We start from the raw sequence: 22,860 nt of genomic DNA, 5'->3' as shown, positions 1-22,860 counted from the left end.
GGAGTCGGGCGCTGCGACGATGGCCGCATGCCCGACCCCCTTGGCTTCCTGCTCGAGATGCTCTCCTCGCGCCCCAACCCCCACGCGCCGGCCCCGGCGCTCCCGGTCCTCGCCGTCGCGCTGGCGGCGCGTCGCCACGGCGTCGACCTCCCCGCGTGGGACGAGTCGGCGTGCGACGAGCTCGAGGAGGACACCGCCCGCGACGCCCTGACCACCCTGCGCACGCAGCTGTCCGATGCCCTGCTCGGCGAGGACGCCTCGGCCGGCCGCGAGCTCCTCAACCAGGCGCTCGACGACTGGCAGGCGCGGGTGTCCGTGGAGGAGGAACTGGCCGACCACGAGCTGCCGGGGGTGGAGGTCACGGCGTCCGCGCTGCCGCACGTGCCCCTGCCACCGTGGTACGAGCGTGACCCCACGCTGCCGCGCGACACCGCCGCGCGGTGCCCCACGCTCGGCCCGTTCCTGCTGGCGGTCGTGGGCGTCCTGCTCACCGAGGCGACGAACATCCACCTCAGCGGGTACGCCGACCGCGTCAGGCCCTGCGAGGCGCCCGACTGCCGTACCCCGTTCCTCGACGCGGGCGACGGCCGACGGCGGCGCTTCTGCTCGCCGCGGTGCCGTGCTCGACAGTCAGCCCGGGCGCGGGCACGGGTCCGGTGAGCCCCGGGGGCACGAGGCAGGCCTGCGCCAGTGTCACACCTCAGTACTGGTGCGGCTGGCTCCGGCCCAGCCGCGAGCGGATCTGGATCAGGTCGGTCGCGTGGCGCTCCAGTGCGCGGTCCTCGGGCAGGCGCGGCACCCACGGGCGCACCGGCACCTCGTGGTCGTCCTCGCCCAGGGCCGTGTAGACGATCGTGCAGTGCGTGGTGGTCTGCAGTTCGGTCCGGCGCGGGTCACCGGAGCGCACCCACACCGAGACGTGCATCTCGGAGCCGTCGGTGTAGATGAGCCGAGCGTCCACCTCGACGATGTCGCCGATGTACATGGGCCGGTAGAACCGGAACCCGCCGGCGTAGGTGGCGCGGGCGTGACCGTGGAACCACCGCTCCGCGACGAGCTTGCCGGCGGTCATGATCCAGTGCATGACGTAGCCGCCGTGCACCTTGCCGCCCCAGTTCACGTCGGTCGGCGCGGCCAGGAACCGCAGGGTCTCCCGGCAGGTCTCGGTGGCGTCCGAGTACACCTGCACCGCCATGGCCTCCTCGACCTCGCGGCGCACGGCGGTCAGCATCTGGGCGCGCTCGTTCTCCTCGCGCTCCCAGTCGTCCTCCGGCGTGAACGGGGGCACGGGCGTGGGCTTGCCGTCGGCGTCCATGGCCACGAAGACCAGCAGGCACTGGGTGTTGGTGACGCGCACGTCGTCGCGCGGGTTGTGGCTGGTGACGGTACAGACGACCTGCAGCGAGGTGCGGCCGGTGTAGACCACGCGCGCTTCGACCTCGACCATGTCGCCCACGTTGACGACGCGGTGCAGGTGGATGTTCCCGACGTAGCCGGTGACCGAGTAGTGCCCCGACCAGGCCGCGGCGGCCGCGTAGCCGGCCTTGTCGATCCACTCCAGGATCTTGCCGCCGCCCACGTAGCCGCGGACATTGGCGTCCATCGGCGCCGCGAGGAACCGCAGGACGACGCTCTTCTGGCCGCCCACGTGCGCGTGCTCGATCTCAGACAGCCTCATCGCCTCCCGATCGCGTGCACGCTGAAGTCGTTCATCACCGCGGCCAACCGGGCGGCGCGCTCGGACCGGAAGACCTCCTCCAGCGACAGCGGCTCGCCGTCGGGGCCCGACAGCGGCACGCGCCAGTTCGGGTACTCGTCGACGGTGCCCGGCTGGTTCTGCGTCTTGCGGTCGCCCACGGCGTCCGTGAGCGCGGCGCACAGCACCCGCGCCGGCGAGGCGACGATCCAGCGGTGCATGGCCAGCACCTTCTCGGCCACGTCGGTCTCGCCCTCGACGAGGAAGCCGCGCTGCACGAGCCCACGGTTCCAGGTGTCGAAGGTCCGCTCGGCCAGGGCGAGCTCCTCGTCCAGCGACTCGGTGAGCATGCCCAGGCTGTGCTGCAGCCGGATGTGGTCCAGGGCGAGGTAGCCGGCCGTCGGCGGCATGTCGTGCGTGGTGACCGACGCCATGCAGTACTCGCGGTAGGCCTCGGGGGGCAGGGGGACGCCGCCGTCCTGCATCTCGAACCAGGCCACGGACGTGCCCAGGATGCCCCGATCGCGGAGGTAGTCACGGACCCACGGCTCGACGGTGCCGAGGTCCTCGCCCACGACGAGCGCGCCGGCGCGCTGGGCCTCGAGCAGCAGGATGCCGACCATGGCCTCGTGGTTGTAGCGCACGTAGGCGCCCTCGGTCGGGGGCAGGCCCTCCGGGATCCACCACAGGCGGAACAGGCCCATGATGTGGTCGACGCGCAGGCCGCCCGAATGGCGCAGGTTGCCGGCCACCATCGCGCGGAACGGCGCGTAGCTGAGGTCCTCGAGCCGGTCCGGACGCCACGGGGCCTGGCCCCAGTCCTGGCCGAGCTGGTTGTAGTGGTCCGGCGGGGCGCCCACGCTGACGCCCTGGGCGAACGCGTCGCCGAGCACCCACGCCTCGGCGCTGGAGCGGCTCACGCCCACCGCCAGGTCGTTCATGATGCCGACCTTCATGCCGGCGGCCCGCGCGGCGGACTGCGCCTCGCGGAGCTGGTTGTCGGCCACCCACTGCAGCCAGACGAAGAAGTCGACGTCGCGGGCGTACTCGGCGGCGAAGGCGGCCACCTCGGGCGAGCTGGGCCGCAGGTACTCGGCCGGCCACTCGCGCCAGTTCAGCCCGAACGTGCTGACCAGCACGCACCAGGTCGCGAACTGCGACAGGGTGCGCCCCTCGGCGCGGACGAAGCTCTCCTTGGCCATCATCCGCACCTCGGAGAGGCCCTCGTCGTAGACGATCCGCAGCGCGGCGAGCTTGGCGAGCCAGATCGCGTTGCGCTCGATGCGGTCGGACCCGGCGAGCTGCTTGTCGAGCTCGGCCTTGATGTCGGCGATCCGCCGGCGCTTGTTCTCGTTCAGCGTCGCGTACTCGGGGATGAACTCGGGGCGCACGTACAGGGGGTTCACGTAGCGGCGCGAGCTCGGCAGGTACGGCGAGGGCTCCAGCGGCGGCATCGGCTGCGCGGCGTGGAGCGGGTTGACCAGCAGGTAGTCGGCGAAGTGCTGCGTGCCCGACCACGTGGCGAGGTCGCCGAGGTCGATCAGGTCGCCCATGCCCCACGAGTTGGCCGAGCGCACGCTGTACAGCTGCGTCGCGTAGCCCCAGACCCGGCGGTTGCCCATCGCCTCGGGGAAGCCGAGGAAGCGCGGCGTGACGACCAGCGTCTCCTCGACGGTGCTGCCCGGTGTCTCGAGGACCAGGCGGTGGTAGCCCAGCGGCAGCTCGGCGGGCAGGGCGAAGGTGGCCTCACCCACCCACGCGCCGTCGATCTCGCGGTCGGGCTCGTGGTTGTCGACCTGCCACGCCTCCCAGCGCCCGCCCTCCTCGAGGCGGATGTGCACCGACGCCGGCGAGCCCGCCGGGACGTGCACGTTCACGTGGGCCTGCGAACCCTGCTGCATCACGGTGCACGGGGGCAGCCCGCGGCGCCAGGGACGGAGGGCCTCGTCGGTGAGCGCCTGGTGGGCGGCCTCGTCGGTCGAGGCGTCCACGCCCATGCCGGCGAGGATGCCGACGACGGTGGCGTCGTCCACCTCGGTCAGGCGACCCTTCCAGTCCCAGAACTCGGTGGAGATGCCGAAGGCAGCGGCGAGGTCGGCCAGCACGCGGTTGGTCAAGGGCATGCCCTCAACCCTAGTGCAGTCGGGGCCTCCCGACCGAAACTTCAGGCGGGGTCGGCCTCGAACGGCTGGACGAGGCGGCGCAGCAGCGCGGCGATCTGCTCGCGCTCCCCCATCGACAGGCCGTCGAGGATGTGCTGCTCGCGCTCGAGCAGGTCGGCCAGGGCCGCCTCGACGAGCTCGCGGCCGGGCGTGAGCAGCCGGACGCGCACCCCACGACGGTCGCGCGGATCGGGGAGGCGCTCGACCAGGCCGCGCGCGGCGAGGCGGTCGATGCGGTTGGTCATGGTGCCGGAGGTCGACAGGGTCTGCTGGATCAGCTGGCCGGGCGACAGCTCGTAGGGCGGGCCCTCGCGGCGCAGCGCGGCGAGGACGTCGAACTCCCAGGTGTCGAGGCTGTGGATGGCGAAGGCGTCGCGACGCTCGAAGTCGAGATGGCGTGCCAAGCGGCTCACCCGCGAGAGGACGCGCAACGGGGACACGTCGAGGTCGGGCGTCTCACGGGCCCACGCCTGCAGGATCCTGTCCACCTCGTCCATCTTGCGTACCTCCTGGCTACCCAGCTCTCGGCAGCGAGAAGCTTGGTGTCGAGATTCTAGCCACCGAGATGCTTTGTACGAAGGTGTTGCACAAATCGTGACCGGGCCGTGCCCAAGTGCTCAGGCCGACGCCAGCGAGTGGTTCGCCACGTATCCGATCGACCGCGCGGCCAGGAGGCCGAGCAGGGCGGGTACCACGAGCGCCGTCATCACCCAGCCGAACGTGACCGCGTCGGGGGCCGAGGCGGCCAGCGCGGCGAAGATCGTCCCCGCCGCGCCGGTCAGCAGCGCGTTGCCGGTCGTCTCCCCCACCTGCAGCGAGCTGGTGTTGCGGCCGATCTCGGCGGCCGGCGAGAGCTGCATCGTGGCCAGCGCCGTGGACGAGCTCTGCAGCCCCATGCCCACCCCGGCGAGCAGGCTGGCGGCCAGCGGCAGCACCAGCGAGGACCCGCCCCACCAGCCCGCCACCGCGAGCAGCGCCGTCCCGGCCGCCACGCTGGTGGCGCCGGCGACGATGATCCGGTCGCGGGAGAGCCGCAGCCACGGGCGCGCCTGCAGCCAGGACCCGCCCATCCAGCCCACCGAGCCGAGCGTGATGACCACGCCGGCCAGCTGCAGCGGCACCCCGCGGGTGGTGAGCATGAGGGGCAGGAAGGCCTGGGTGCCGAAGAACGTCCCCGAGACGAGCAGGCGGGTGTTGACCACCGACGGCAGGCCGAACGCCGCGGGTGCGAACCCGCGGGGCATCAGCCTCCGGAACCACATCCCCAGCAGGACCAGGCCGACGACCAGCCACAGCAGCGACAACGGCTCGAGCCGCTGCCCGGCCACCTGGAGCAGCGCGATGCCGGCCGCGACGGCCACGGCGGCGTGGACGGGCACGGGGTCGGCCTCGCCGGCATCGGCGTCCGGTTCGCGCGCCGCGAGGTGCGCCAGCCCGGGCGCCATCAGGGCCAGACCGAGCGCCACGAACGGCAGCACCGCCCAGAACACCCAGTGCCACGAGAAGGTCTCGCTCAGCCACGCCGCGACGGCCGGCCCCACGAAGGAGGGCAGCATCCAGCAGGCGGAGTACCAGGTCATGACCCGCGCACGCTCGGCGGGGTCGTAGGCCACGGCGGTGACCACCATCAGCGTCAGCGCGACGGCCCCGCCGCCCAGGCCCTGGACGAACCGACCGACCAGCAGCACCAGCATCGAGGGGGCGAGCGCCGCCACCACGACCCCGACGGCGAACACGACCAGCCCGACGAGCAGCGGGCGGACCGGGCCCACGGCGTCCGTGACACGCCCGGCCACCACGATCGCCACCAGCTGCGCGATCATCACCGCCGTGAACGCCCACGCGTAGAGGTGGAGGTCGCCCAGGTCCGCGGCCGCGGCGGGCATGGCGGTGACCACGGCCATGCCCTCGAAGGCGACGGCCGTGACGCAGGTCAACAGGCCGACGGTCAGGGCGCGGCGCGAGGATGGGGCGGACACGATCCCCCATTCCACCACCCATTCGCGCCTAGGATGAAACGCATGACCCAGCTGACACCCGCACCCGGCTCGCAGACGGTCGTCGACGAGCGCACCGAGTTCCGGCTCGACGAGGGCGACCACGAGCGCTTCAGCCACTACGTGCCGAAGAACAAGCTCACCGAGGCGATGGTCATGGGGACGCCGGTCGTCGCCCTGTGCGGCAAGGTCTGGGTGCCCAGCCGCAACCCCGACCGGTTCCCGGTCTGCCCCGAGTGCAAGGAGATCTGGGAGACCTTCCGCGGCGGCGAGGGCGGTGGCGAGGGCGACGGCGGTCAGGAGTCATGACCCGGCCCCGGACGATCGTCGTCGTCCGCCACGGCAAGAGCTCGTGGAAGACCAACGACCCCGACATCGACCGCCCGCTGTCCCCGCGCGGCACGCGTGACGCGGTCGTGGCCGGCCAGCAGCTGGCGCCGCTCGGCGTCGACGTCGTCCTGGTCTCCCCCGCCACCCGCGCGCAGCAGACCTGGCAGTGCCTCGAGATGGGCGGCCTGGCGTGTGACGACCTGCGCACCACCGACGCGCTCTACCACGCGTGGACGCCCGAGGTCGTCGACATCCTCAAGGCCCTCCCCGCAGCCGCGCGCACCGTGGCGATCATCGGCCACGAGCCCACGCTGAGCGACGTGATCGGCACGCTGGCCGCCCCCTCGCGGCTCGGCGACGAGGTGGCCGTGAAGTTCCCGACCTCGGCGATCGCGGTGCTCACCACCCGCGGCGACTGGGACGCCCTCGCCCCCGGTGCCTGCACCCTCGAGGCCTTCGAGGTGCCGCGCGGATGAACTGGGTGGAGGTTGTCGGGTACGTCGCATCGGCGCTGATCGCGGCGTCCTTCATGATGAAGTCGCTGGTCAAGCTCCGGTGGGTCTCCCTGGTCGGCTCGATCATCTTCGTCGTCTACGCCGTGCTCATCGGCGCCTGGCCGGTCGCGCTCACCAACGCGGTGGTCGCGGTGGCCAACATCGTCCGCCTGCGCAAGGAGCTGGGCACCTCGTCCACGTTCACGGCGGTCCCGATGCGCCCCGAGTCACCGTTCCTGGCCGACTTCCTCGGCGCCCACGCCGACGACATCGCCACCAGCCAGCCGGCCTACCACCCGGCGGACGAGGACACCTTCATCCGCCTGGTGAACCGCGACGGCCTCCCCACCGGCGTGCTGGTGGGCGAGCCCGCGGGCAAGGAGCTGCTGGTCAAGCTCGACTACGTGACGCCGGCCTACCGCGACAGCCTCGGCGCGAAGTGGCTGTTCGGGCAGGGTCGCTCGACCTTCACCGAGGCGGGGTTCACCCGCCTGGTCGCGCACGCGCACACGGCGGTGCACCGCAACTACCTCGAGCTGGTCGGCTTCCGGCCTGAGGGCAACGCGTACGTGCTCGACCTCTCCTGACCGCCGGCGAAGGGCTCAGTACCGGTAGTTCTCCGCCTTGTACGGGCCCTGCACCGGGATGCCCAGATAGTCGGCCTGCGCGTCGGTCAGGGTGGTCAGCTTCACCCCGAGCGCGTCGAGGTGCAGCCGGGCGACCTCCTCGTCCAGGTGCTTGGGCAGCACGTGCACGCCGGTCGGGTACTCCTCGGGCTTGGTGAACAGCTCGACCTGGGCCAGCACCTGGTTGGTGAAGCTGTTGCTCATCACGAAGCTGGGGTGGCCGGTCGCGTTGCCGAGGTTCAGCAGGCGCCCCTCGGACAGGACGATCACGCCGTGCCCGTCGGGGAAGATCCAGCGGTCCACCTGCGGCTTGATGTTCTGCCGCTCGATGCCGGGGGTCGCCTCGAGGCCGGCCATGTCGATCTCGTTGTCGAAGTGGCCGATGTTGCCCACGATCGCGTTGTGCTTCATCTGCGCCATCTGGTCGGCGGTGACGACGTCGCGGTTGCCGGTGGCCGTGACGACGATGTCGGCGATGCCCACCACGTCGTCCAGCGTCGCGACCTGGTAGCCGTCCATGGACGCCTGCAACGCGCAGATGGGGTCGATCTCGGTGACGATGACGCGTGCGCCCTGCCCCGCGAGGCTCTCGGCGCAGCCCTTGCCGACGTCGCCGTAGCCGCACACGACCGCGACCTTGCCGCCGATGAGCACGTCGGTGGCGCGGTTGATGCCGTCGATGAGCGAGTGCCGGCAGCCGTACTTGTTGTCGAACTTGGACTTCGTCACCGAGTCGTTGACGTTGATCGCCGGGAACAGCAGCGCCTGGGCGTTCGCCATCTCGTAGAGGCGGTGGACGCCGGTGGTGGTCTCCTCCGTCACCCCGCGGATGCTGTTGGCCAGCTCCACGAAGTTGAGCGAGGAGTTCCGCAGCGTCTGCAGGATCACCTTCCACTCAGCCGAGTCGGACGCCGCAGGCTCGGGCACCGCGCCGGCCTTGGTGTACTCGACGCCCTTGTGGACGTACAGGGTCGCGTCGCCGCCGTCGTCGAGGATCATGTTCGGGTGCTGGCCGCCGGGCCAGGACAGGATCTGCTCGGTGCACCACCAGTACTCCGGCAGCGTCTCGCCCTTCCAGGCGAACACCGGGACGCCCTTGGGGTCCTCCGGCGTGCCGTCGCGGCCGACGACGATCGCGGCGGCGGCGTGGTCCTGGGTGGAGAAGATGTTGCAGGACGCCCAGCGCACCTCGGCGCCCAGCCCAACGAGCGTCTCGATCAGCACCGCCGTCTGCACGGTCATGTGCAGGCTCCCGGCGATCCGGGCGCCGGCCAGGGGCTTGGACGCCCCGTAGCGCTCGCGCATCGCCATCAGGCCGGGCATCTCGTGCTCGGCGAGGGTGATCTCCTTGCGGCCGAAGTCGGCCAGGTTCAGGTCAGCAACCTTGTAGTCCACGAGGGGCAACCCTACCGTCCCGGCGGCGGGCCGGACGCCCGGGTGCTACGCGGCGACCCCGGCGCCGAGCAGGGCGTCGCAGGCGGCGACGAGGCGGGCGCGCAGGGCGTCCCCGCGGTCGGCGACCCGGCGCTGCTCGGCGACGTAGGCCGCCTTGCCCTCGGGTGTCTCGATCCGGATCGGCTCCACGCCGAGCGCGGCCAGGTCGTAGGGCGCGGCACGCATGTCCAGCTCGCGGGCGTCGCGGGCCAGGGCGAGGGCGTCCATCACGAGGTCGGAGGGCACGCCGGGCACGAGCTTGTAGGCCCACTTGTACGTGTCCATCGAGGCGTGCAGGCAGCCGGGCTGCTCCAACTCGACCTGCCGCTCGCGGGTGGGGGCGTGCAGGTTGCGGCCCACGGCGTCCGGGGTGAAGAAGCGGAACGCGTCGAAGTGCGTGCACCGCAGCTGGTGGGCCTCGACCACCGCGTCGGTGCCGTCCGCGCCCAGGCGCAGCGGCCACGCGTGCCGGGTCGAGTCGGTGCGGTAGACCATCGCCCACTCGTGCAGCCCGAAGCACGACCACTGGGCCGGGCGCTCGCGGGTCGCGGCCAGGAGGCGGCGGACGAACGCGACCGTGTCACCCCGGTCGGCCAGGTAGGCGGCCATGTCGACCTCGACCAGGCCGTCGACCTCGCGGTGGTACCGCCAGGCCAGCCGCTCGGACGCCCCCTCCAGCCGGACGCCCGGGCCGGGATACCAGCGGCGCAGCTGCCCGGGGCGGTGGGAGTAGTAAGTCCACAGGAAGTCCTCGACCGGGTGCTTCTCGCCGCGGCGGCGGCGCTCCAGGTGCGCGGCCGCGAGCTCGTCGACGGCCGCGGCGTGGGCGTCCGCGAGCGGGCGCCACTGCGACTCGGCGAGGATCACTGCCGCGAGGCGAGGTGGGCCAGCGCCAGGTCGTAGCCGCCGAGCCCCAGGCCCATGATCGTGCCCACCACGTAGGGCGAGATGACGAGCTGGTGACGCCACTCCTCGCGCGCGTGCACGTTCGAGATGTGCACCTCCACCACCGTCTCGACCTGCACGACGGCGTCGGCGATCGCGTAGGAGTAGTGGGACCACGCGGCTGGGTTGATGACCACCGCGGCCCCGGTCGAGGCGGCCTCGTGCAGCCAGCCGACCATCTCGGCCTCGCTGTCGGTCTGGCGCACCTCGACGTCGAGGCCGAGCCCGCGGCCGGTCCCGACCAGGTGCTCGGCGAGCTCGGCGTGGGTGGTCGCCCCGTAGACCTCGGGCTGGCGCGTGCCCAGCCGGCCGAGGTTGACCCCGTTCAACACCAGGACCTTCATGCCATCCTCCTAGCGGCGGTACTCGCGGCCGAGGCCGACCTGCAGGTAGGCCGCGGCGAACAGGCCCTTGGCCAGCACGGTCGCGTACCGCTCCATCGTGGATCCCTCGGTGTGGGCGAGCTCGGTGACCCGCACGTCCATCACCCGGGCGTTCTCCTCCAGCGCGCGGCGCTGCTCGGCGTGCTCGGGGTCGCCCAGGCCGTCGTCGACCACCACGAGCGTGGGGCGCGCGTCCTCGGACGCCTCGAACGGGTCGGCGAACGGGTCGCGCGGGGCGACGGCGGCCAGGATCGGCAGCAGCTCGGTCGCGTCGGCGGCCAGGGCCACCCGACCGGACGCCGTGCGTACGGCCTCGGCGACCCGGCGGGACGCCCGGGCGGCGAGCACGGACCCGCCCCAGACCACCGGCTGGCTGTCGGCCAGCTCGAGGGCGACCATCTTCGCGGGGTTGGCGGCGATGTCGACGCCGTGGGCGGACTCCAGGGCCACGGCGTCCAGCGCGTCGGCCACGGCGGCGGGCGAGATCGGGGCGCCCAGCCCCATCTCGTGCAGCGCGGCCAGCGCGACGATCGCGGCGGGCATCGGGTCGGCGGTCGAGACCGGCAGCAGCGTGGTGGCGCGGGACTCGGCCTGGCGCGCCAGCGAGGAGTCCTCGGGCGCGGTCACCAGCAGGCGCGAGCCGCGGCGCAGGGCCTCGTGGGCGCAGGTCGCGGCGGCCTGGCCGCCGCCGAGCACGACGACGAGGTCGAGCGGGCCGACCCAGCCGGGCAGGCCCAGGTTGGGCCACGCCACGAAGGGCACCGGGCAGACGGGCTCGAGCACCGCGCGCAGCAGGCGGGCCTCGGGCCCGACCGCGATGACGGCGCGGGGCCGCTGCTCGCCGGCGAGCGACGCGATGGCCGCCTCGGCGGCGGCCGACTCGCGACGCAGGCGCGCCCCGGCCTCGGCCAGCGGGCGCAGCAGGTGGTCGGACTCGGCGAGGATCGCCGGGTCGTCGAGCCGGGACTCGTCGAACTCCGACGCCATGGTCACTTCGCCTCGGGCGCGCGTGCCTCGTCGACCACCAGGATCGGGATGCCGCCCCGCACCGGGTAGGCCAGCCCGCACACAGGGGACGTGCACACCAGCTCGGACACCTCGTAGGCCCAGGTCAGCTGGCCGTGGCAGGCCGGGCAGACCAGCAGCTCCAGGACGCCGGGAACCAGGTCACTCATCGTTTCCTCCTCGGATGACAGCCAGCGCCTCGTCGCGCAGGGCGGCCATGGTGGCCGCGTCGCGCGCCTCGACGTTGAGCCGCAGCAGCGGCTCGGTGTTGGACGGCCGCACGTTGACCCACCAGTCGTCGGTGGAGATCGTGGTGCCGTCCTCCTCATCGATCGTGCCACGCCCGGCGAACGCGGCGCGCACGCGGTCGAGCACCGGCGCCACGGCGGGCACCGTCGAGTTGATCTCGCCGGAGGGCTCCCACCCGGCGTAGCGGGCGGCCAGCTCGGACATCGACGCCTCGCCACGGCCGAGCATGGCCAGCACGTGCAGGCCGGCGAGCATGCCGGTGTCGGCGCCCCAGAAGTCGCGGAAGTAGTAGTGCGCCGAGTGCTCCCCGCCGAAGACCGCGTCGTGCTCGGCCATGTGCGCCTTGACGCTGGTGTGCCCGACCCGGCTGACGACGAGGCGGCCGCCCGCGGCGTCCACTGCCTCGGCCACGGACCGCGAGGTGATCTTGTTGACCACGATCGTGCCGCCGGGCTCGCGGGCGAGCTCCTGCGTGGCGATCATCGCCGTCACGATCGAGGGCGAGACGACCTCGCCGCGCTCGTCGATGATGAAGCAGCGGTCGGCGTCCCCGTCGAAGACCAGGCCGACGTCGGCGCCGTGCTCGCGCACCGCGGCCTGGGCGTCGAGGAGGTTCTCGGGGATGAGCGGGTTCGGCATGTGGTTCGGGAACGTGCCGTCGAGGTCGAGGTAGAGCCCCACGAGGTCGAGGTCGAGCGAGCCCAAGGCGGCGGGCGTGGTGAGGCCGGCCATGCCGTTGCCGGCGTCCACGACGACCTTCAGCCGGCGCAGCCCGGTCAGGTCGACCAGGTGGTGCAGGTGGGCGACGTAGGCGTCGAGCACGTCGACGGTGCGGTACCCGCCGGGCTCGGACGCCGGGGCGGGCCGGGCACCCAGGGCCGCGTCCCGCATCGCGACCAGCGCGTCGGCGGGGACCGGCGCGGCGCCGGGCAGGCAGAACTTCACGCCGTTGTACTCGGCGGGGTTGTGGGAGGCGGTGAACTGGACGCCGTGCAGGCCGAGCGTGCCCGAGGCGAACCAGAGCTCGTCCGTGCTGGTCAGGCCGGCGTCGACGACCGACGCCCCCTGGGCGCGAGCGCCCTCGGCGAACGCGGCGGCCACCTCGGCCCCCGTGACGCGCATGTCACGGCCCATGACGAACTCGGCACCGGCCAGCCCGAAGACCTCGACGAAGGCGGCACCCACGGCACGGACGCCGTCGAGGTCCCACTCGGCACCGGGCGCCCCGATGACGCCGCGGATGTCGTTGGCCTTGAAGATTCCCGCCGTGATCACCGCGCAAGACTATCGGCTGGTACCACCCGGGTCGGCCACGACGCCGAGGTGGCCCTTGCGCCGGGTCAGGACCGGCTCGGCGAGGGCGGCGGGGCGCGGGTCGTCCCACGTGAGGCCCACCTCGCGCACGGCGTCGGCCAGCGCGAGCAGGTCGTCGGCGGTGTGCACGGGGCCGCCCTCCTCCAGCGGGAGCCGGATCAGCTCCCAGCCGCGGGGCGTCGACAGGCCGGCGCAGTGGTCGCGGCACAGGTCGTGCGAGCCCGGCTCGTGGCGCAGGGCCAGCGGGCCCACGACCGCGGCGCGGTCGGAGTAGGCGTACGTCAGGGTCGCCACGGCCATCTGGCCGCAGCCCGTGCGCGAACACAACCGCTGCTTCACCCGAGGCACGCTACCGGCCGCCCGGGCCGGCGCCCGGCTGCGACACCCGCGCGGGCTAGAGTGACGGCCATGCTCAAGCACCGGGACCGGCACAACCGCGGGATGCGCGGCCGGCTCGCGTGGCCCAACCCCTACACCGGCGCGCCGGTGCCCCTGCGGTCGCGCCAGACCAAGGCGCAGTTCTTCGTGATGTGCGTCCACGACGCGCTCGCGCAGATCCAGGAGCACTGCCCGCAGGCGCTGGCGAACATGGACGTCGGGATCGAGGACGTGCCCGACGTCGGCGTGGGCTGGACGCAGGACCGGGTCCCCCTGGCGGCGGCGGTCTCGGCGCTGCCCGACCGGAACGGCCAGGTCGTGGTGTTCCGGCGGCCGCTGGAGCGGCGGGCGCGGACACGGCATGGCCTGCGGATCCTGGTGTTCCGCACGATCGTGGAGCAGTTGAGCGAGGCGACCGGCATCCCGGTCGACGACATCGACCCCGACGGCCACCGGGCCGACGACGACTGGGACGACTAGGTCAGACGGCGCGGCGCTTCAGCTTGCGGCGCTCGCGCTCGGAGAGGCCGCCCCAGATGCCGAAGCGCTCGTCGTGGCCGAGCGCGTACTCCAGGCACTCGGCCCGGACCTCGCACGTCTGGCAGACCTTCTTGGCCTCACGCGTCGAGCCACCCTTCTCGGGGAAGAAGGCCTCGGGGTCGGTCTGGGCGCACAGGGCACGCTCCTGCCACCCCAGGACGCCCTCGTCGACGTGGCCGACAACCGTGAGCTCGCGCATCCGTGGACCCTCCTCGACTCGCCGACGACGATGCTTGACAAGGGAATTACACCCTTGTCATTAGCGATCCGTCAAGCCGGATCGGGGAAATCTGTCGACAAATCCCACCGATGGCCCGGCTCAGGGCTGCCCGTCGGTGCCCTCCGGACGCGCCTCGGGCTCCCCCGCGTCGAGGGCCGGGCGGGTCACCGGCTGCCAGCCCGTGCCGCCCCCGGGGACGCCCCAGCCGCTCGGCTGCGCACCGCTGGCGGCGTCGCTGGCGGAGGTCCAGACGCTGCCGCTGGCGGCGTCCGGGGCCCACGTCGGGGCCGGCGGCGCGGGCTGGGACGCCTCGGCGATCGCCGGCGCCTCCTCCGCCACGACGGCCGGGGCGACCTGGATCCGCCCGGCGCTCATGCCGCGGTGGATCAGCCACAGGGTGACCGCACCGACGATCTTCAGCACCACGTCGAGCAGGCCGCCCAGCACCTCGAGCACGACCGCGAGCGCCCCCGAGGAGGCGGGCAGGCCCAGCAGCGCGCCGAGCACGGTGAGCACGGTGCCGATGGTCACGACGGTGGCGGCCGCGGCGACGAGGCGGCGGGCGCCCGGGACCGGCGCTTCGAACACGCACGCGGTGACCAGCGCCACCAGGGCCATCACCAGCGTGAGGCTCATGGCCTCGAGGGAGACGTCCTGGGCGGCCGCGGAGAACGGCGCCCCGGTCCCCAGCGCGAGCACGAACCGGACCACCGCCAGGACGATGCTGACGGCGGTCACGCCGACGACGATCCAGGCGACGGGCTCGCGGAGCCTCAACAGGTTCTCGACCATGGGTGCCTTCCTCAGGTGTACTCGGGTCCGGCGGCGTCGGAGACGGCCGCGACGAGGGACTTGACGGCCTCGGCGCCGGCCAGCGTGGTGACCAGCGTCGCGTCGGGGGTGTGCACCACGACCATGCCGTTCACCCCCGCCAGGGCCACGACGTGGTCGCCGGTGGTGTTGATGACGAGGTTGTCGGCGGCGTCGCGCGCCACGGCGAGGCCCTCGACGACGTTGCCGTGCTCGTCGGCGGCCAGCACCTCGGCCAGCGAGGCGAACCCGCCGACGTCGCGCCAGTCGATGGGCAGCGCGACGGCGGCCACGCGGCCGGTGGCCCGGCCCTGCGAGACGGGCTCCATGATCCCGAAGTCGACCGAGGTCTTCCGCAGGGTCGGGAAGATCGCGTCGAGGCGGTCGGGGTGCGCGGCCAGCTCGGCCACGCGGGCGTGGGTCTCGGGCTCGAGGGCGGCCAGCTGCTCCAGGAAGGTGGCGGCGCGCCAGACGAACATGCCGGCGTTCCACCAGTACTCCCCCGACGCGAGGTAGGCGGCCGCGGTGTCGGCGTCCGGCTTCTCGCGGAACTCGCGCACCGCGCAGGCGGTGGGGAACCCGTCGAGCGCCTCGCCGCGGTGCAGGTAGCCGTAGCCGGTGTGCGGGCTGGTCGGCACCACGCCGAGGGTGACCAGGGCCCGGTCGTCGGCCTCGGCGACGGCGAAGGCCTCCTCCAGGGCAGTGACGAAGGCGTCCATCGGCTCGATGAGCTGGTCGGCGGTGAGGTGCGCGACGACGGCCTCGGGGTCGCGGGCGGCCAGGACGGCGGCCGGCCACGCGACGGCGTTCAGGGAGTCGCGTCCCTCGGGCTCGCCGAGCAGGTTGGCGGCCGGGACCTCGGGGAGGTCCTCGGCCACGGCGTCCAGGTAGGCGGCGCCGGTGACCACGAGCACCCGCTCGGGCGGGACGACGCGGATCGCGCGCTCGAACGCCAGCCGGAGCAGGCTGGTGCCGCCGATCAGCTTGAGGAGCTGCTTGGGCGTGCCCTTGCGGGACAGGGGCCACAGGCGCGTGCCCGAGCCGCCCGCCATGATCACGACGTAGCGCATGACGCCGATGCTAGCGGCCGACCTAAGCTGGCCCCGTGAGCCCACTCCGCCCGGTCAGCGCCCACCTGGACCGCCTCACCCGCACCGCCGGCGGCGCACCGCTCCTCACCCACTACGGGCCCGCGGGCGAGCGCACCGAGCTGTCGGTGGCCAGCTTCGCCAACTGGGTGGCCAAGACCGTGAACCTCCTCGACGACCTCGGCATGGCCGACGGCGACGTCGTCTCCCTGCCGGTCCTGGCCGACCGCCCGGCGCACTGGATGGGGTTGGTCTGGCCCTTCGCGCTGTGGCGGGCCGGGCTGCCCGCCCACCTCGACGACCCGGACGCCGACGTCGCGGTCGTCGGGCCGATAGACCCCCGGCCGGTCGCCCCCACGACGCTCGCGTGCTCGCTCGACCCGTGGGGCCGGGCGCTGGCCGACCTGCCCGACGGCGTCTCCGACTACTCCTCCGAGGCGCTCGCCCAACCGGACGCCGCGGCCTCCACCCCCGCGCCGCCCGACGCCCCCGCCTGGGCCGACGGCGAGCGCACGCTCACCGTCGCCGACGTGGCCGCGCTGGAGCCGATCACCGACCGCGTGCTGGCCCGCCCCACCACCGCGTGGGAGGCCGTCTCGCTGCTGGCCCGCGCGATCCTCGGGGGCGGCTCGGTCGTGTTCACCGAATCCGACGGCGACCCGGCGCGCACGGCGTCCGCCGAGAAGGCGCGGGTCGTAGCATGAGGGGTCGCCCCGCCCCGAGGAAGGACCCGAGATGACCGTGTCGCGCCGCGCCCTGCTGCTGGGCGCCGCCTCGACCGCCGCACTGGCGGCGTGCTCGAAGGCCCCGGCCCCGCTGGTGACGCCATCGGCGTCCCCCACCGGCTCGGTGCGCGACCAGCTGCAGCAGGTCATGGACGCCTACGGCGCCAACACCGACCAGCTCGGCGTCTCGGTCAAGGACCTCCGCACCGGGGCCGAATTCGCCTGGCACGGCGACTACGTCAGCCAGTCGGCGTCGATGGCCAAGGTGATGATCGTGCTGATGGCGCTCGTCCAGGCGCGCGAGGCGGGTGAGGAGCTGTCCTTCGAGGACTACGGCCGCGCGTCCCGGGCGATCATCGACTCCGAGAACGACCCCGCCGACGAGCTGTGGGCCAAGGTGGGCGGGCGCGACGCCTACACCGAGCTGGCGCGCGAGCTGGGCCTGCCCAACACGCACGGCGACGACCGCAGCGAGTTCTGGTCCTGGACCAACACCACCCCCGACGACCAGCGCAAGCTGGCCGAGCTGCTGGTGAAGGGCTCCCCCGCCATCCACGTCGAGGACCAGCTCTACCTGCTCGACCTGATGTCCAAGACCAACCCCGGGCACACGTGGGGCGTCGGCCACGACCGCGAGCGCAACGTCGTGCACGTGAGCATGAAGAACGGCTGGGTGCAGTTCAAGAGCATCGACAACCTGTGGGGCGTCAACTCGATGGGCTACGTGCAGGGCAAGGGCCGCAGCTACGTGGCCGCGATCATGAGCCGCATGCCGACCTTCGACGAGGGCCGCGCCCTCGTGGACGCCATCGGCGCCGACCTCTTCGACATCCTCGAGGGCGAGCTGGCCTAGCATCCGGGCCCCGCCCGACGCGGCGCCCCCACGGGCCGGGGGGTGTCGCTGCGCGACTTTGCCGTTGGACCGCCCGGAACCGTCAAGCCTGCGGGCCGAATCTTGACGCATCTGAGCCGGACAACGTCAAACGCGTGGGGAGAACACCCGCGCTCACGTGCCGGCGGGTCAGGACACCCCGCAGATCTCAGTGAGGTCCTCGGTCCGGCGCTCCTCGCTGAACGTCGCGTCGGCCTTCGGCGCGGTCTTCGCCACCACGGGCTTGGCCTCCTCGGCCCCGCCCGACACGGGCTCGGCGGGCCGCTCCACCTTCTGCACCGGCGCGGCCACCTCCCCGGACGCCGCCCCACCGGACGCCGCAGGCTCGGCCTGCGCCTGCTCCCGGGCCTCCTTGTCGAGGGCCACGGACGCGGCGATGGTGTCCTTCACGGTCTGGCGGACCAGCCCCAGGTCGGGCTTGACCGGCTCGATGAGCGGCGGCGCGAAGCTGACCGAGGCGATCGGGAGGCGACGGCCGGCGTCCGCCAGCTCGGCCAGCCGGGCCAGCTGGGTCGTGGGCACGTCGGTGCGCACCATCGCGCTGCCGGCGCGGGCCAGCTCGGTGAAGCGGGTGACGACGTTGAGCGGGGTGGCCTGCTTGGCGAGCGCGTTCACCACGCACTTCTGGCGGGCCATGCGCTCGTAGTCCGACGACCCGTGGCGCGAGCGGGCGAACCACAGCGCCTGGAACCCGTCGAGGTGGACGCCCTTGCCGGGCTGGATGTACCCCTCCACCTTCGACGAGCCGCCGCCGATCGGGACGGCCTTGGCGATGTCGAGCGTGACACCGCCGAGGGCGTCCACGAGCGACTCGAAGCCGCGCATGTCGACCATGGCGTAGTAGTTGATCTTCAGCCCGAGGGTCTCGGCGATGACGTCGCGGGTGGCGGCGAGGCCGGGGTCCTTGACGCCGGTGAACAGCTCGGGGTGCTTCTCGGCCTCGGAGTGGACCGCGTTGAGCAGGCAGCTCTGGTCCTCGCACCAGTAGCCGCGCGGGTAGAGCTGGAAGAGCGGCGAGGTGCGCGGGAACGGCGCCCACTGCAGGTTGCGCGGCAGGCTGAACAGCACGGTGCGGCCGGTGGTCGCGCTGACCGAGGCCACCATCATCGTGTCGGTGCGGATGCCGGGGCGATCCGGCTCGGCGTCGGTGCCGAGCAGGAGCACATTGATGCGGCCGTCGTGGGCCACGGCGCTGCCGCCCCCGCCGAAGACGGAGCCGAACAGCTCGGCCTGGCTGCGGGACAGCGCCGAGGCCTGCATCGACCCGAAGCCGATGCCGAGGGCGAGCAGGCCGGACAGGGCGGCCATCCCCCAGCCGCGGCGTCCCATGCCCCGCGGGCGCGAGAGGCGCCAGGCATCGAGGAACAGCAGCGCCCACCCCACGCCGAGCACGACCACCACGACGGAGGCGACCCACTGCGTGACCGGGTGCGCATACACGGCCAGCGCCCAGTCGCGGCGCAGGAGGGCGAGCGCGATGAAGGAGACGAGGGCGGCGACGACGACCAGCCAGACCCTCAGGGCGAACCGTCCCACGCCCCGTCCGCCGGCGATCACCTGGGCCGAGCCGGGCACGAGCAGGGTCAACGCGAGCAGCGAGACGCCGCGGCGGAACGCGACGCGCTCACTGCGCTCCCGGACCGTCGGCGGGGACGCGTCGGACATACCTACACCTCTGGGGGAAGACAGCAGGATCGGTTGGTCCAGTCTTGCGGGTGTCGCGCGCCGGGGCGGGGAGGCCCGACGGCGTGTCCGGGGCGCTCAGCTGCCGCGGACGTTGGCGCCCTTCGCCGTCGCGACCGCGCGCAATTCGTCCTGGAAGGCGAGCAGGCGGTCGGTGAGCTCGGGGTCGCCCGCGGCGAGGATCCGCACGGCCAGCAGCCCGGCGTTGCGCGCGTTGCCGATGGCGACCGTCGCGACCGGGACGCCCGCGGGCATCTGCACCATCGAGAGCAGTGAGTCCATGCCGTCGAGGTACTTCAGCGGCACGGGGACGCCGATCACCGGCAGCGGGGTCAGCGAGGCGAGCATGCCGGGCAGGTGGGCGGCGCCGCCGGCCCCGGCGATGATGACCTCCAGGCCGCGGGAGTGGGCGTCGCGGCCGTAGCGGACCATGTCCTCCGGCATCCGGTGGGCGCTGACGACGTCGGCCTCGTACGGGACGTCGAACTCGGCCAGCGCCTCGGCGGCGGCCTGCATGGTGGGCCAGTCGGAGTCCGACCCCATGACGATCCCGACCCGGGGCTGTTGGGGGGCGGCGTGCTTGGGCATGTCAGGCTCCTTCCAGGTGGGCGGACGCCGCGCGCGCGGCCTCCTGCGTGGCCGCGACGTCGGTGCCGCGGACCGTGACGTGCCCGACCTTGCGGCCGGGCTTGACCGACTTCCCGTACAGGTGGACGCGGACGTCGGGGTTGGCCAGGACGACCGGGAGCGAGCCGACGAGGTCGGGGTTGGACCCGCCGAGGACGTTGCTCATCACGACCACCGGCGCGGTCAGGTCGGTGGAGCCCAGGGGCAGGTCGAGGACGGCCCGCAGGTGGTTCTCGAACTGGCTGGTGGCCGCGCCCTCGATGGTCCAGTGGCCGGTGTTGTGGGGGCGCATCGCGAGCTCGTTGACGACGACCTCGCCGGTGGGGCGCTCCATGAGCTCCACCGCGAGGACGCCGACCACCCCCAGCTCGTCGGCGATGCGCGTGGCGAAGGCCTGGATCTCGACGGCGTAGGCCGGGTCGAGCCCGGGGGCCGGCGTGGTGGTCTCGTGGCAGATGCCGTCGCGCTGCACGGTCTCGCTGACCGGGTAGACCACCGACTCCCCGCCGGGTCGGCGCACCACGAGCACCGACATCTCGCGGGTGAAGGGGACGAACTCCTCGGCCACGATGACGACACCGGCGTCCTGGGCCGAGCCCGCGGCGTCCGAGACCCGCTCGGTGGGGCCGAGCGCCCGGCCCAGCGCGGCGAACGGCTCGGCGGCGCCGTCGGGGCCGTCGACCTTCCACACGCCCTTGCCGTCGTAGCCGCCGCGGGAGGTCTTGGCGATCAGCGGCCAGCCGATCTCGTCGCCGAACGCGACGAACTCCTCGGGCGTGCGCGTCGCCCGCCACGCCGGGGCCGGGATGTCGAGGCCGGTCAGGCGCTCGCGCATGGCCGCCTTGTCCTGGGCGTACACCAGCGCGTCGGGGCCCGGGCGGACGGCGGTGCCGGCGTCCTGCAGCCCGCGCAGCAGGTCGGTGGGCACGTGCTCGTGGTCGAAGGTCACCGCGTCGACGCCCCGGGCGAACGCGCCCAGCGTCGCGGCGTCGGCGTAGTCGCCCACGTCGGTGCCCGGCACGACCTGGGCGGCCGAGGTGCCCTCGGCCTCGGCCAGCAGGCGCACGCCCAGCCCGAGGGGCGTCGCCGCCTCGTTCATCATGCGGGCGAGTTGCCCGCCGCCCACGATGCCGATGGTCAGGTCCGTCACCCGGTGAAGGTTATCTGGCTTCGCGTTCGGAGGTGGGTCGGTGCCAAGATGGCGACATGACCGCTCACATCGTCGCGATGGGTGGTGGCGGGTTCGCAACGTCGCAGCTCGGAGCCCCCACAGCCCTCGACCGTTACATCGTCGAACTGACCGGGAAGTCGGCGCCCCTGGTCTGCTTCATCCCGACCGCAGCCGCCGACGACCCCCATTACATCAACAAGTTCCTGGTGGCCTACGGCACGCTGGGCATCCGCCCCATGGTGATGACGCTGTGGCAGGACGCCGCCAACGCGGTCGAGCGCATCCAGGAGGCCGACCTGATCCTGGTCGGCAACGGCGCCACGGTGAACATGTACGCGCTGTGGAAGGCCCACGGCGTCCACAAGGCCATCAAGAAGCGCTACGAGGCCGGCGACGTCGTCCTGGCCGGCACCAGCGCCGGCGGCAACATCTGGTTCGAGGGTTGCGTCACTGACTCGTTCGGCGACTACCGCGCGTGGCGCGGCGGCCTCGGCCTGCTCGACGGCAGCTTCTGCAGCCACTTCGGTGACGAGGACGGCCGCGTGCAGGTCTACACCGAGGCCGTGGCGTCCGGTGACCTGCCCGGTGGCTTCGCCGCCGACGACGGCGCCGCGGTGCACTTCGCCGACGGCAAGCTCGTGGGTTGCTTCGCCGAGGCCCCCGGCCAGCGCGTGTTCTCGGTGCAGCCTTCCACGATGCCGACCGCGTCCGGCGTCCTGGTGGAGCAGCAGTCGGTGCAGCTCCTCTGAGGTCCTGACAGACGTCTCCGTGCGGCGCCCCGTACCCGTGGTGGGTACGGGGCGCCGCACGGTTTTCGTTCAGGCGAAGATCCAGACCCGCTGGACGACGAAGTTGACCGCCGTGGCCAGCCCCTGGGCGACGACGAAGCCGACGACCTGGGCCACCGTGGTCCCCCACGCGGCCTCGAGCGGGTGGAACAGGGCCGCGAACGTGCCGACCTGCAGCGCGAACGTCAGCAGGTAGAGCGTCGCGACGGCGGCGAGCTTGCCGCGGCTGCCGCGGGACTGGAACGTCCACCGCGAGTTGATGGCGTAGGCGGTCAGCGTCCCGAACACCCACGAGATCGCCTTGGCGAGGGTCGGGCCCAGGCCCAGGGCCATGCCGACCATGAGCAGGCCGAGGTCGACCACGGCCGAGACCCCGCCGGTCGCGACGAACCGGAACAGCTGCGTGCCCAGCGGCAACCGGGCGTCGGCGCCGGGCGGCTCGGGCGGGATCGTCACGCCCGCCATGCTCCCACGCCCGGACTAGATTGGCCCCATGCGCCTCCTCGCCCTGCTCCACGGCCTCGGCCAGACGCCCCAGTCCTGGCAGGACCAGGTCACCGCGATGCCCGCCGGCTTCAAGGCCGTGGCGCCGTGGCTGCGCGGGCTCCGCCCCGGCCGGGCCCAGGAGTTCAGCGTCGAGGGCGCCGCCGACGACGTGCTCGCCCTGCTGAACCAGCACGGGGTCGAGCAGATGTCCCTGGTCGGCGTCTCCCTGGGCGCGATGGTGGCGCTCGACGCCGCCATCCGGTCACCCGAGACCGTCTCCCACCTCGTGCTGGCCGCCGGGCAGGTGAACCCGCCGAGGTCGGTCATGCGCATGCAGCGGCTGGTGTTCTCGATGGTGCCGGCCAAGCGGCTGGCGTCCATGGGCGTGGAGAAGAAGCGGTTCCTGCAGGCCCTGGACCAGGCCGCCACGATCGACTACCGCTCGCGCCTGGGGCTGGTCACGGCCCGCACGCTGGTGGTCGTGGGCGCCGACGACAAGGCCAACCTGACCGCCGCCCGCGACCTCGCCGCCGGCATCCCCGGCGCGCGGCTCGAGGTCATCCCCGGCGTCGGCCACCAGCCCAACGTCGAGGACCCGGCCGCCTTCAACGCCCTCGTCTGGCCGTTCCTGGCCGACGAGGCCTAGGGCGTGTCGCGTAACTGATTTGGGTGGTTTGGGTCAGGGTTGTCTTTGTGACCAGGAGTCCTCAGTTCAGTGACGAGATGTGGGCGCGGATTGAGCCGTTGATGCCGCGTGGGGGCGCGAAGGGCGGCCGTCCGTGGAATGACCACCGGCGGACGGTGGAGGGCATCTGTT

At 73.0% G+C, this 22,860-nt stretch carries 27 protein-coding genes; 9 read left to right on the top strand and 18 right to left on the bottom strand.

The features are described 5' to 3' along the window. The first annotated feature begins 27 nt into the window (after positions 1–27). On the top strand, positions 28–660 hold the full coding sequence (locus H5397_RS13420) for a CGNR zinc finger domain-containing protein (RefSeq protein WP_182818048.1): 633 nt from the start codon (positions 28–30) through the stop codon (positions 658–660). A 40-nt stretch (positions 661–700) separates the two neighbouring features. Here H5397_RS13420 and H5397_RS13415 read toward each other — a convergent pair whose 3' ends face one another. The 4 genes from H5397_RS13415 to H5397_RS13400 all read right to left on the bottom strand — a co-directional run bounded on the left by H5397_RS13415 (position 701) and on the right by H5397_RS13400 (position 5,837). After that, positions 701–1,678 (bottom strand): acyl-CoA thioesterase, encoded by a 978-nt coding sequence (locus tag H5397_RS13415; protein WP_182818046.1) that lies wholly within the window; start codon positions 1,676–1,678, stop codon positions 701–703. Next, positions 1,675–3,819, bottom strand: a complete 2,145-nt coding sequence (gene malQ, locus H5397_RS13410) for a 4-alpha-glucanotransferase (RefSeq protein WP_182818045.1) — start codon at positions 3,817–3,819, stop codon at positions 1,675–1,677. Before malQ ends, H5397_RS13415 begins: the two co-directional genes overlap by 4 nt. A 41-nt stretch (positions 3,820–3,860) precedes the next feature. Then, positions 3,861–4,355, bottom strand: coding sequence for a MarR family winged helix-turn-helix transcriptional regulator (locus H5397_RS13405; protein ID WP_182818044.1), 495 nt, complete (start codon positions 4,353–4,355; stop codon positions 3,861–3,863). A 120-nt stretch (positions 4,356–4,475) separates the two neighbouring features. Then, positions 4,476–5,837: an MFS transporter gene (locus tag H5397_RS13400; RefSeq protein WP_182818043.1), complete on the bottom strand. Its 1,362-nt coding sequence runs from the start codon at positions 5,835–5,837 to the stop codon at positions 4,476–4,478. Between the two features lie 42 nt (positions 5,838–5,879). Between H5397_RS13400 and H5397_RS13395 the strand changes: the two genes are divergently transcribed. Genes H5397_RS13395 through H5397_RS13385 form a run of 3 tightly spaced genes read left to right on the top strand, consistent with a single transcriptional unit; the run spans position 5,880 to position 7,266 of the window. Then, positions 5,880–6,164, top strand: coding sequence for a DUF3039 domain-containing protein (locus H5397_RS13395; protein WP_182818042.1), 285 nt, complete (start codon positions 5,880–5,882; stop codon positions 6,162–6,164). Next, a complete protein-coding gene (locus H5397_RS13390) occupies positions 6,161–6,661 on the top strand; it encodes a histidine phosphatase family protein (RefSeq protein ID WP_182818041.1) in 501 nt (166 codons plus the stop codon). Before H5397_RS13395 ends, H5397_RS13390 begins: the two co-directional genes overlap by 4 nt. Next, positions 6,658–7,266, top strand: a complete 609-nt coding sequence (locus tag H5397_RS13385; RefSeq protein WP_182818040.1) for a YgjV family protein — start codon at positions 6,658–6,660, stop codon at positions 7,264–7,266. Before H5397_RS13390 ends, H5397_RS13385 begins: the two co-directional genes overlap by 4 nt. Before the next feature lie 15 nt (positions 7,267–7,281). Here H5397_RS13385 and ahcY read toward each other — a convergent pair whose 3' ends face one another. The 7 genes from ahcY to H5397_RS13350 are packed head-to-tail and all read right to left on the bottom strand — an operon-like array spanning position 7,282 to position 12,974. After that, positions 7,282–8,700: an adenosylhomocysteinase gene (ahcY, locus tag H5397_RS13380; protein WP_182818039.1), complete on the bottom strand. Its 1,419-nt coding sequence runs from the start codon at positions 8,698–8,700 to the stop codon at positions 7,282–7,284. A gap of 45 nt (positions 8,701–8,745) precedes the next feature. Then, on the bottom strand, positions 8,746–9,606 hold the full coding sequence (locus H5397_RS13375; RefSeq protein ID WP_182818038.1) for a 3-methyladenine DNA glycosylase: 861 nt from the start codon (positions 9,604–9,606) through the stop codon (positions 8,746–8,748). Beyond that, positions 9,603–10,028 carry a type II 3-dehydroquinate dehydratase gene (locus H5397_RS13370; protein WP_182818036.1) on the bottom strand — a complete coding sequence of 142 codons (426 nt, stop codon included), beginning with the start codon at positions 10,026–10,028 and terminating at the stop codon, positions 9,603–9,605. The genes H5397_RS13375 and H5397_RS13370 overlap by 4 nt, the downstream gene beginning before the upstream one ends. Before the next feature lie 9 nt (positions 10,029–10,037). Then, a complete protein-coding gene (locus tag H5397_RS13365; RefSeq protein WP_182818035.1) occupies positions 10,038–11,054 on the bottom strand; it encodes an SIS domain-containing protein in 1,017 nt (338 codons plus the stop codon). A 2-nt stretch (positions 11,055–11,056) separates the two neighbouring features. Then, positions 11,057–11,242 carry a Trm112 family protein gene (locus tag H5397_RS13360; RefSeq protein ID WP_182818033.1) on the bottom strand — a complete coding sequence of 62 codons (186 nt, stop codon included), beginning with the start codon at positions 11,240–11,242 and terminating at the stop codon, positions 11,057–11,059. Next, positions 11,235–12,596, bottom strand: coding sequence for a phosphomannomutase/phosphoglucomutase (gene manB / locus H5397_RS13355; protein WP_182818032.1), 1,362 nt, complete (start codon positions 12,594–12,596; stop codon positions 11,235–11,237). Before manB ends, H5397_RS13360 begins: the two co-directional genes overlap by 8 nt. Positions 12,597–12,605: 9 nt before the next feature. Then, positions 12,606–12,974 carry a DUF3499 family protein gene (locus H5397_RS13350; RefSeq protein WP_182818031.1) on the bottom strand — a complete coding sequence of 123 codons (369 nt, stop codon included), beginning with the start codon at positions 12,972–12,974 and terminating at the stop codon, positions 12,606–12,608. A gap of 69 nt (positions 12,975–13,043) precedes the next feature. Here H5397_RS13350 and H5397_RS13345 point away from each other — a divergent pair, with 69 nt between their 5' ends. Continuing rightward, the gene (locus H5397_RS13345; protein WP_182818029.1) at positions 13,044–13,493 is read left to right on the top strand and encodes a metallopeptidase family protein; all 450 of its coding nucleotides are present in this window, start codon (positions 13,044–13,046) and stop codon (positions 13,491–13,493) included. 1 nt (position 13,494) lies between these two features. On the opposite strand, the gene H5397_RS13340 is transcribed toward H5397_RS13345, so the two are convergent. The 3 genes from H5397_RS13340 to H5397_RS13330 all read right to left on the bottom strand — a co-directional run bounded on the left by H5397_RS13340 (position 13,495) and on the right by H5397_RS13330 (position 15,653). Then, the gene (locus H5397_RS13340) at positions 13,495–13,752 is read right to left on the bottom strand and encodes a WhiB family transcriptional regulator (protein WP_182818028.1); all 258 of its coding nucleotides are present in this window, start codon (positions 13,750–13,752) and stop codon (positions 13,495–13,497) included. A gap of 120 nt (positions 13,753–13,872) precedes the next feature. After that, the gene (locus H5397_RS13335) at positions 13,873–14,565 is read right to left on the bottom strand and encodes a hypothetical protein (RefSeq protein ID WP_182818027.1); all 693 of its coding nucleotides are present in this window, start codon (positions 14,563–14,565) and stop codon (positions 13,873–13,875) included. A gap of 11 nt (positions 14,566–14,576) precedes the next feature. Continuing rightward, positions 14,577–15,653 carry a mannose-1-phosphate guanylyltransferase gene (locus H5397_RS13330; RefSeq protein ID WP_182818025.1) on the bottom strand — a complete coding sequence of 359 codons (1,077 nt, stop codon included), beginning with the start codon at positions 15,651–15,653 and terminating at the stop codon, positions 14,577–14,579. Between the two features lie 35 nt (positions 15,654–15,688). Here H5397_RS13330 and H5397_RS13325 point away from each other — a divergent pair, with 35 nt between their 5' ends. Both H5397_RS13325 and H5397_RS13320 read left to right on the top strand, forming a co-directional pair. Beyond that, entirely contained in the window at positions 15,689–16,375 is a 687-nt protein-coding gene (locus H5397_RS13325) for a TIGR03089 family protein (RefSeq protein WP_182818024.1), read from the top strand. A 31-nt stretch (positions 16,376–16,406) separates the two neighbouring features. Next, on the top strand, positions 16,407–17,249 hold the full coding sequence (locus H5397_RS13320; protein WP_182818023.1) for a serine hydrolase: 843 nt from the start codon (positions 16,407–16,409) through the stop codon (positions 17,247–17,249). A 168-nt stretch (positions 17,250–17,417) separates the two neighbouring features. Here the strand turns inward: H5397_RS13320 and H5397_RS13315 are convergent, their stop codons facing one another. From H5397_RS13315 to H5397_RS13305, 3 genes are all read right to left on the bottom strand, one after another. Then, on the bottom strand, positions 17,418–18,953 hold the full coding sequence (locus tag H5397_RS13315) for an LCP family protein (RefSeq protein WP_182818022.1): 1,536 nt from the start codon (positions 18,951–18,953) through the stop codon (positions 17,418–17,420). Positions 18,954–19,049: 96 nt separating this feature from the next. Continuing rightward, positions 19,050–19,559, bottom strand: coding sequence for a 5-(carboxyamino)imidazole ribonucleotide mutase (gene purE / locus H5397_RS13310; protein WP_182818021.1), 510 nt, complete (start codon positions 19,557–19,559; stop codon positions 19,050–19,052). A 1-nt stretch (position 19,560) separates the two neighbouring features. Next, positions 19,561–20,748: a 5-(carboxyamino)imidazole ribonucleotide synthase gene (locus tag H5397_RS13305; protein ID WP_309224375.1), complete on the bottom strand. Its 1,188-nt coding sequence runs from the start codon at positions 20,746–20,748 to the stop codon at positions 19,561–19,563. Positions 20,749–20,804: 56 nt separating this feature from the next. On the opposite strand from H5397_RS13305, the gene H5397_RS13300 reads away from it, so the two are divergent. Further along, a complete protein-coding gene (locus tag H5397_RS13300; protein WP_182818019.1) occupies positions 20,805–21,518 on the top strand; it encodes a Type 1 glutamine amidotransferase-like domain-containing protein in 714 nt (237 codons plus the stop codon). 69 nt (positions 21,519–21,587) lie between these two features. On the opposite strand, the gene H5397_RS13295 is transcribed toward H5397_RS13300, so the two are convergent. Further along, positions 21,588–22,013: a GtrA family protein gene (locus H5397_RS13295; protein ID WP_309224374.1), complete on the bottom strand. Its 426-nt coding sequence runs from the start codon at positions 22,011–22,013 to the stop codon at positions 21,588–21,590. Between the two features lie 37 nt (positions 22,014–22,050). Here H5397_RS13295 and H5397_RS13290 point away from each other — a divergent pair, with 37 nt between their 5' ends. Further along, on the top strand, positions 22,051–22,689 hold the full coding sequence (locus H5397_RS13290; RefSeq protein ID WP_182818017.1) for an alpha/beta fold hydrolase: 639 nt from the start codon (positions 22,051–22,053) through the stop codon (positions 22,687–22,689). Positions 22,690–22,860 lie beyond the last annotated feature (171 nt).

The sequence above is a fragment of the Propioniciclava sp. MC1683 genome (genome assembly GCF_014164675.1).
In the GTDB taxonomy this organism is placed as follows: Bacteria; Actinomycetota; Actinomycetes; order Propionibacteriales; family Propionibacteriaceae; genus Propioniciclava.
This window is presented reverse-complemented; position numbering and strand designations above follow the sequence as displayed.

What these genes read in the sequence shown, in the direction of transcription:
- H5397_RS13420 (WP_182818048.1), top strand. Translation starts at nt 28, where the DNA reads ATGCCCGACCCCCTTGGCTTCCTGCTCGAGATGCTCTCCTCGCGCCCC.
- H5397_RS13415 (WP_182818046.1), bottom strand. Translation starts at nt 1,678, where the DNA reads ATGAGGCTGTCTGAGATCGAGCACGCGCACGTGGGCGGCCAGAAGAGC.
- malQ (WP_182818045.1), bottom strand. Translation starts at nt 3,819, where the DNA reads ATGCCCTTGACCAACCGCGTGCTGGCCGACCTCGCCGCTGCCTTCGGC.
- H5397_RS13405 (WP_182818044.1), bottom strand. Translation starts at nt 4,355, where the DNA reads ATGGACGAGGTGGACAGGATCCTGCAGGCGTGGGCCCGTGAGACGCCC.
- H5397_RS13395 (WP_182818042.1), top strand. Translation starts at nt 5,880, where the DNA reads ATGACCCAGCTGACACCCGCACCCGGCTCGCAGACGGTCGTCGACGAG.
- H5397_RS13390 (WP_182818041.1), top strand. Translation starts at nt 6,161, where the DNA reads ATGACCCGGCCCCGGACGATCGTCGTCGTCCGCCACGGCAAGAGCTCG.
- H5397_RS13385 (WP_182818040.1), top strand. Translation starts at nt 6,658, where the DNA reads ATGAACTGGGTGGAGGTTGTCGGGTACGTCGCATCGGCGCTGATCGCG.
- H5397_RS13370 (WP_182818036.1), bottom strand. Translation starts at nt 10,028, where the DNA reads ATGAAGGTCCTGGTGTTGAACGGGGTCAACCTCGGCCGGCTGGGCACG.
- H5397_RS13365 (WP_182818035.1), bottom strand. Translation starts at nt 11,054, where the DNA reads ATGGCGTCGGAGTTCGACGAGTCCCGGCTCGACGACCCGGCGATCCTC.
- H5397_RS13360 (WP_182818033.1), bottom strand. Translation starts at nt 11,242, where the DNA reads ATGAGTGACCTGGTTCCCGGCGTCCTGGAGCTGCTGGTCTGCCCGGCC.
- H5397_RS13345 (WP_182818029.1), top strand. Translation starts at nt 13,044, where the DNA reads ATGCTCAAGCACCGGGACCGGCACAACCGCGGGATGCGCGGCCGGCTC.
- H5397_RS13340 (WP_182818028.1), bottom strand. Translation starts at nt 13,752, where the DNA reads ATGCGCGAGCTCACGGTTGTCGGCCACGTCGACGAGGGCGTCCTGGGG.
- H5397_RS13335 (WP_182818027.1), bottom strand. Translation starts at nt 14,565, where the DNA reads ATGGTCGAGAACCTGTTGAGGCTCCGCGAGCCCGTCGCCTGGATCGTC.
- H5397_RS13330 (WP_182818025.1), bottom strand. Translation starts at nt 15,653, where the DNA reads ATGCGCTACGTCGTGATCATGGCGGGCGGCTCGGGCACGCGCCTGTGG.
- H5397_RS13320 (WP_182818023.1), top strand. Translation starts at nt 16,407, where the DNA reads ATGACCGTGTCGCGCCGCGCCCTGCTGCTGGGCGCCGCCTCGACCGCC.
- H5397_RS13315 (WP_182818022.1), bottom strand. Translation starts at nt 18,953, where the DNA reads ATGTCCGACGCGTCCCCGCCGACGGTCCGGGAGCGCAGTGAGCGCGTC.
- purE (WP_182818021.1), bottom strand. Translation starts at nt 19,559, where the DNA reads ATGCCCAAGCACGCCGCCCCCCAACAGCCCCGGGTCGGGATCGTCATG.
- H5397_RS13300 (WP_182818019.1), top strand. Translation starts at nt 20,805, where the DNA reads ATGACCGCTCACATCGTCGCGATGGGTGGTGGCGGGTTCGCAACGTCG.
- H5397_RS13290 (WP_182818017.1), top strand. Translation starts at nt 22,051, where the DNA reads ATGCGCCTCCTCGCCCTGCTCCACGGCCTCGGCCAGACGCCCCAGTCC.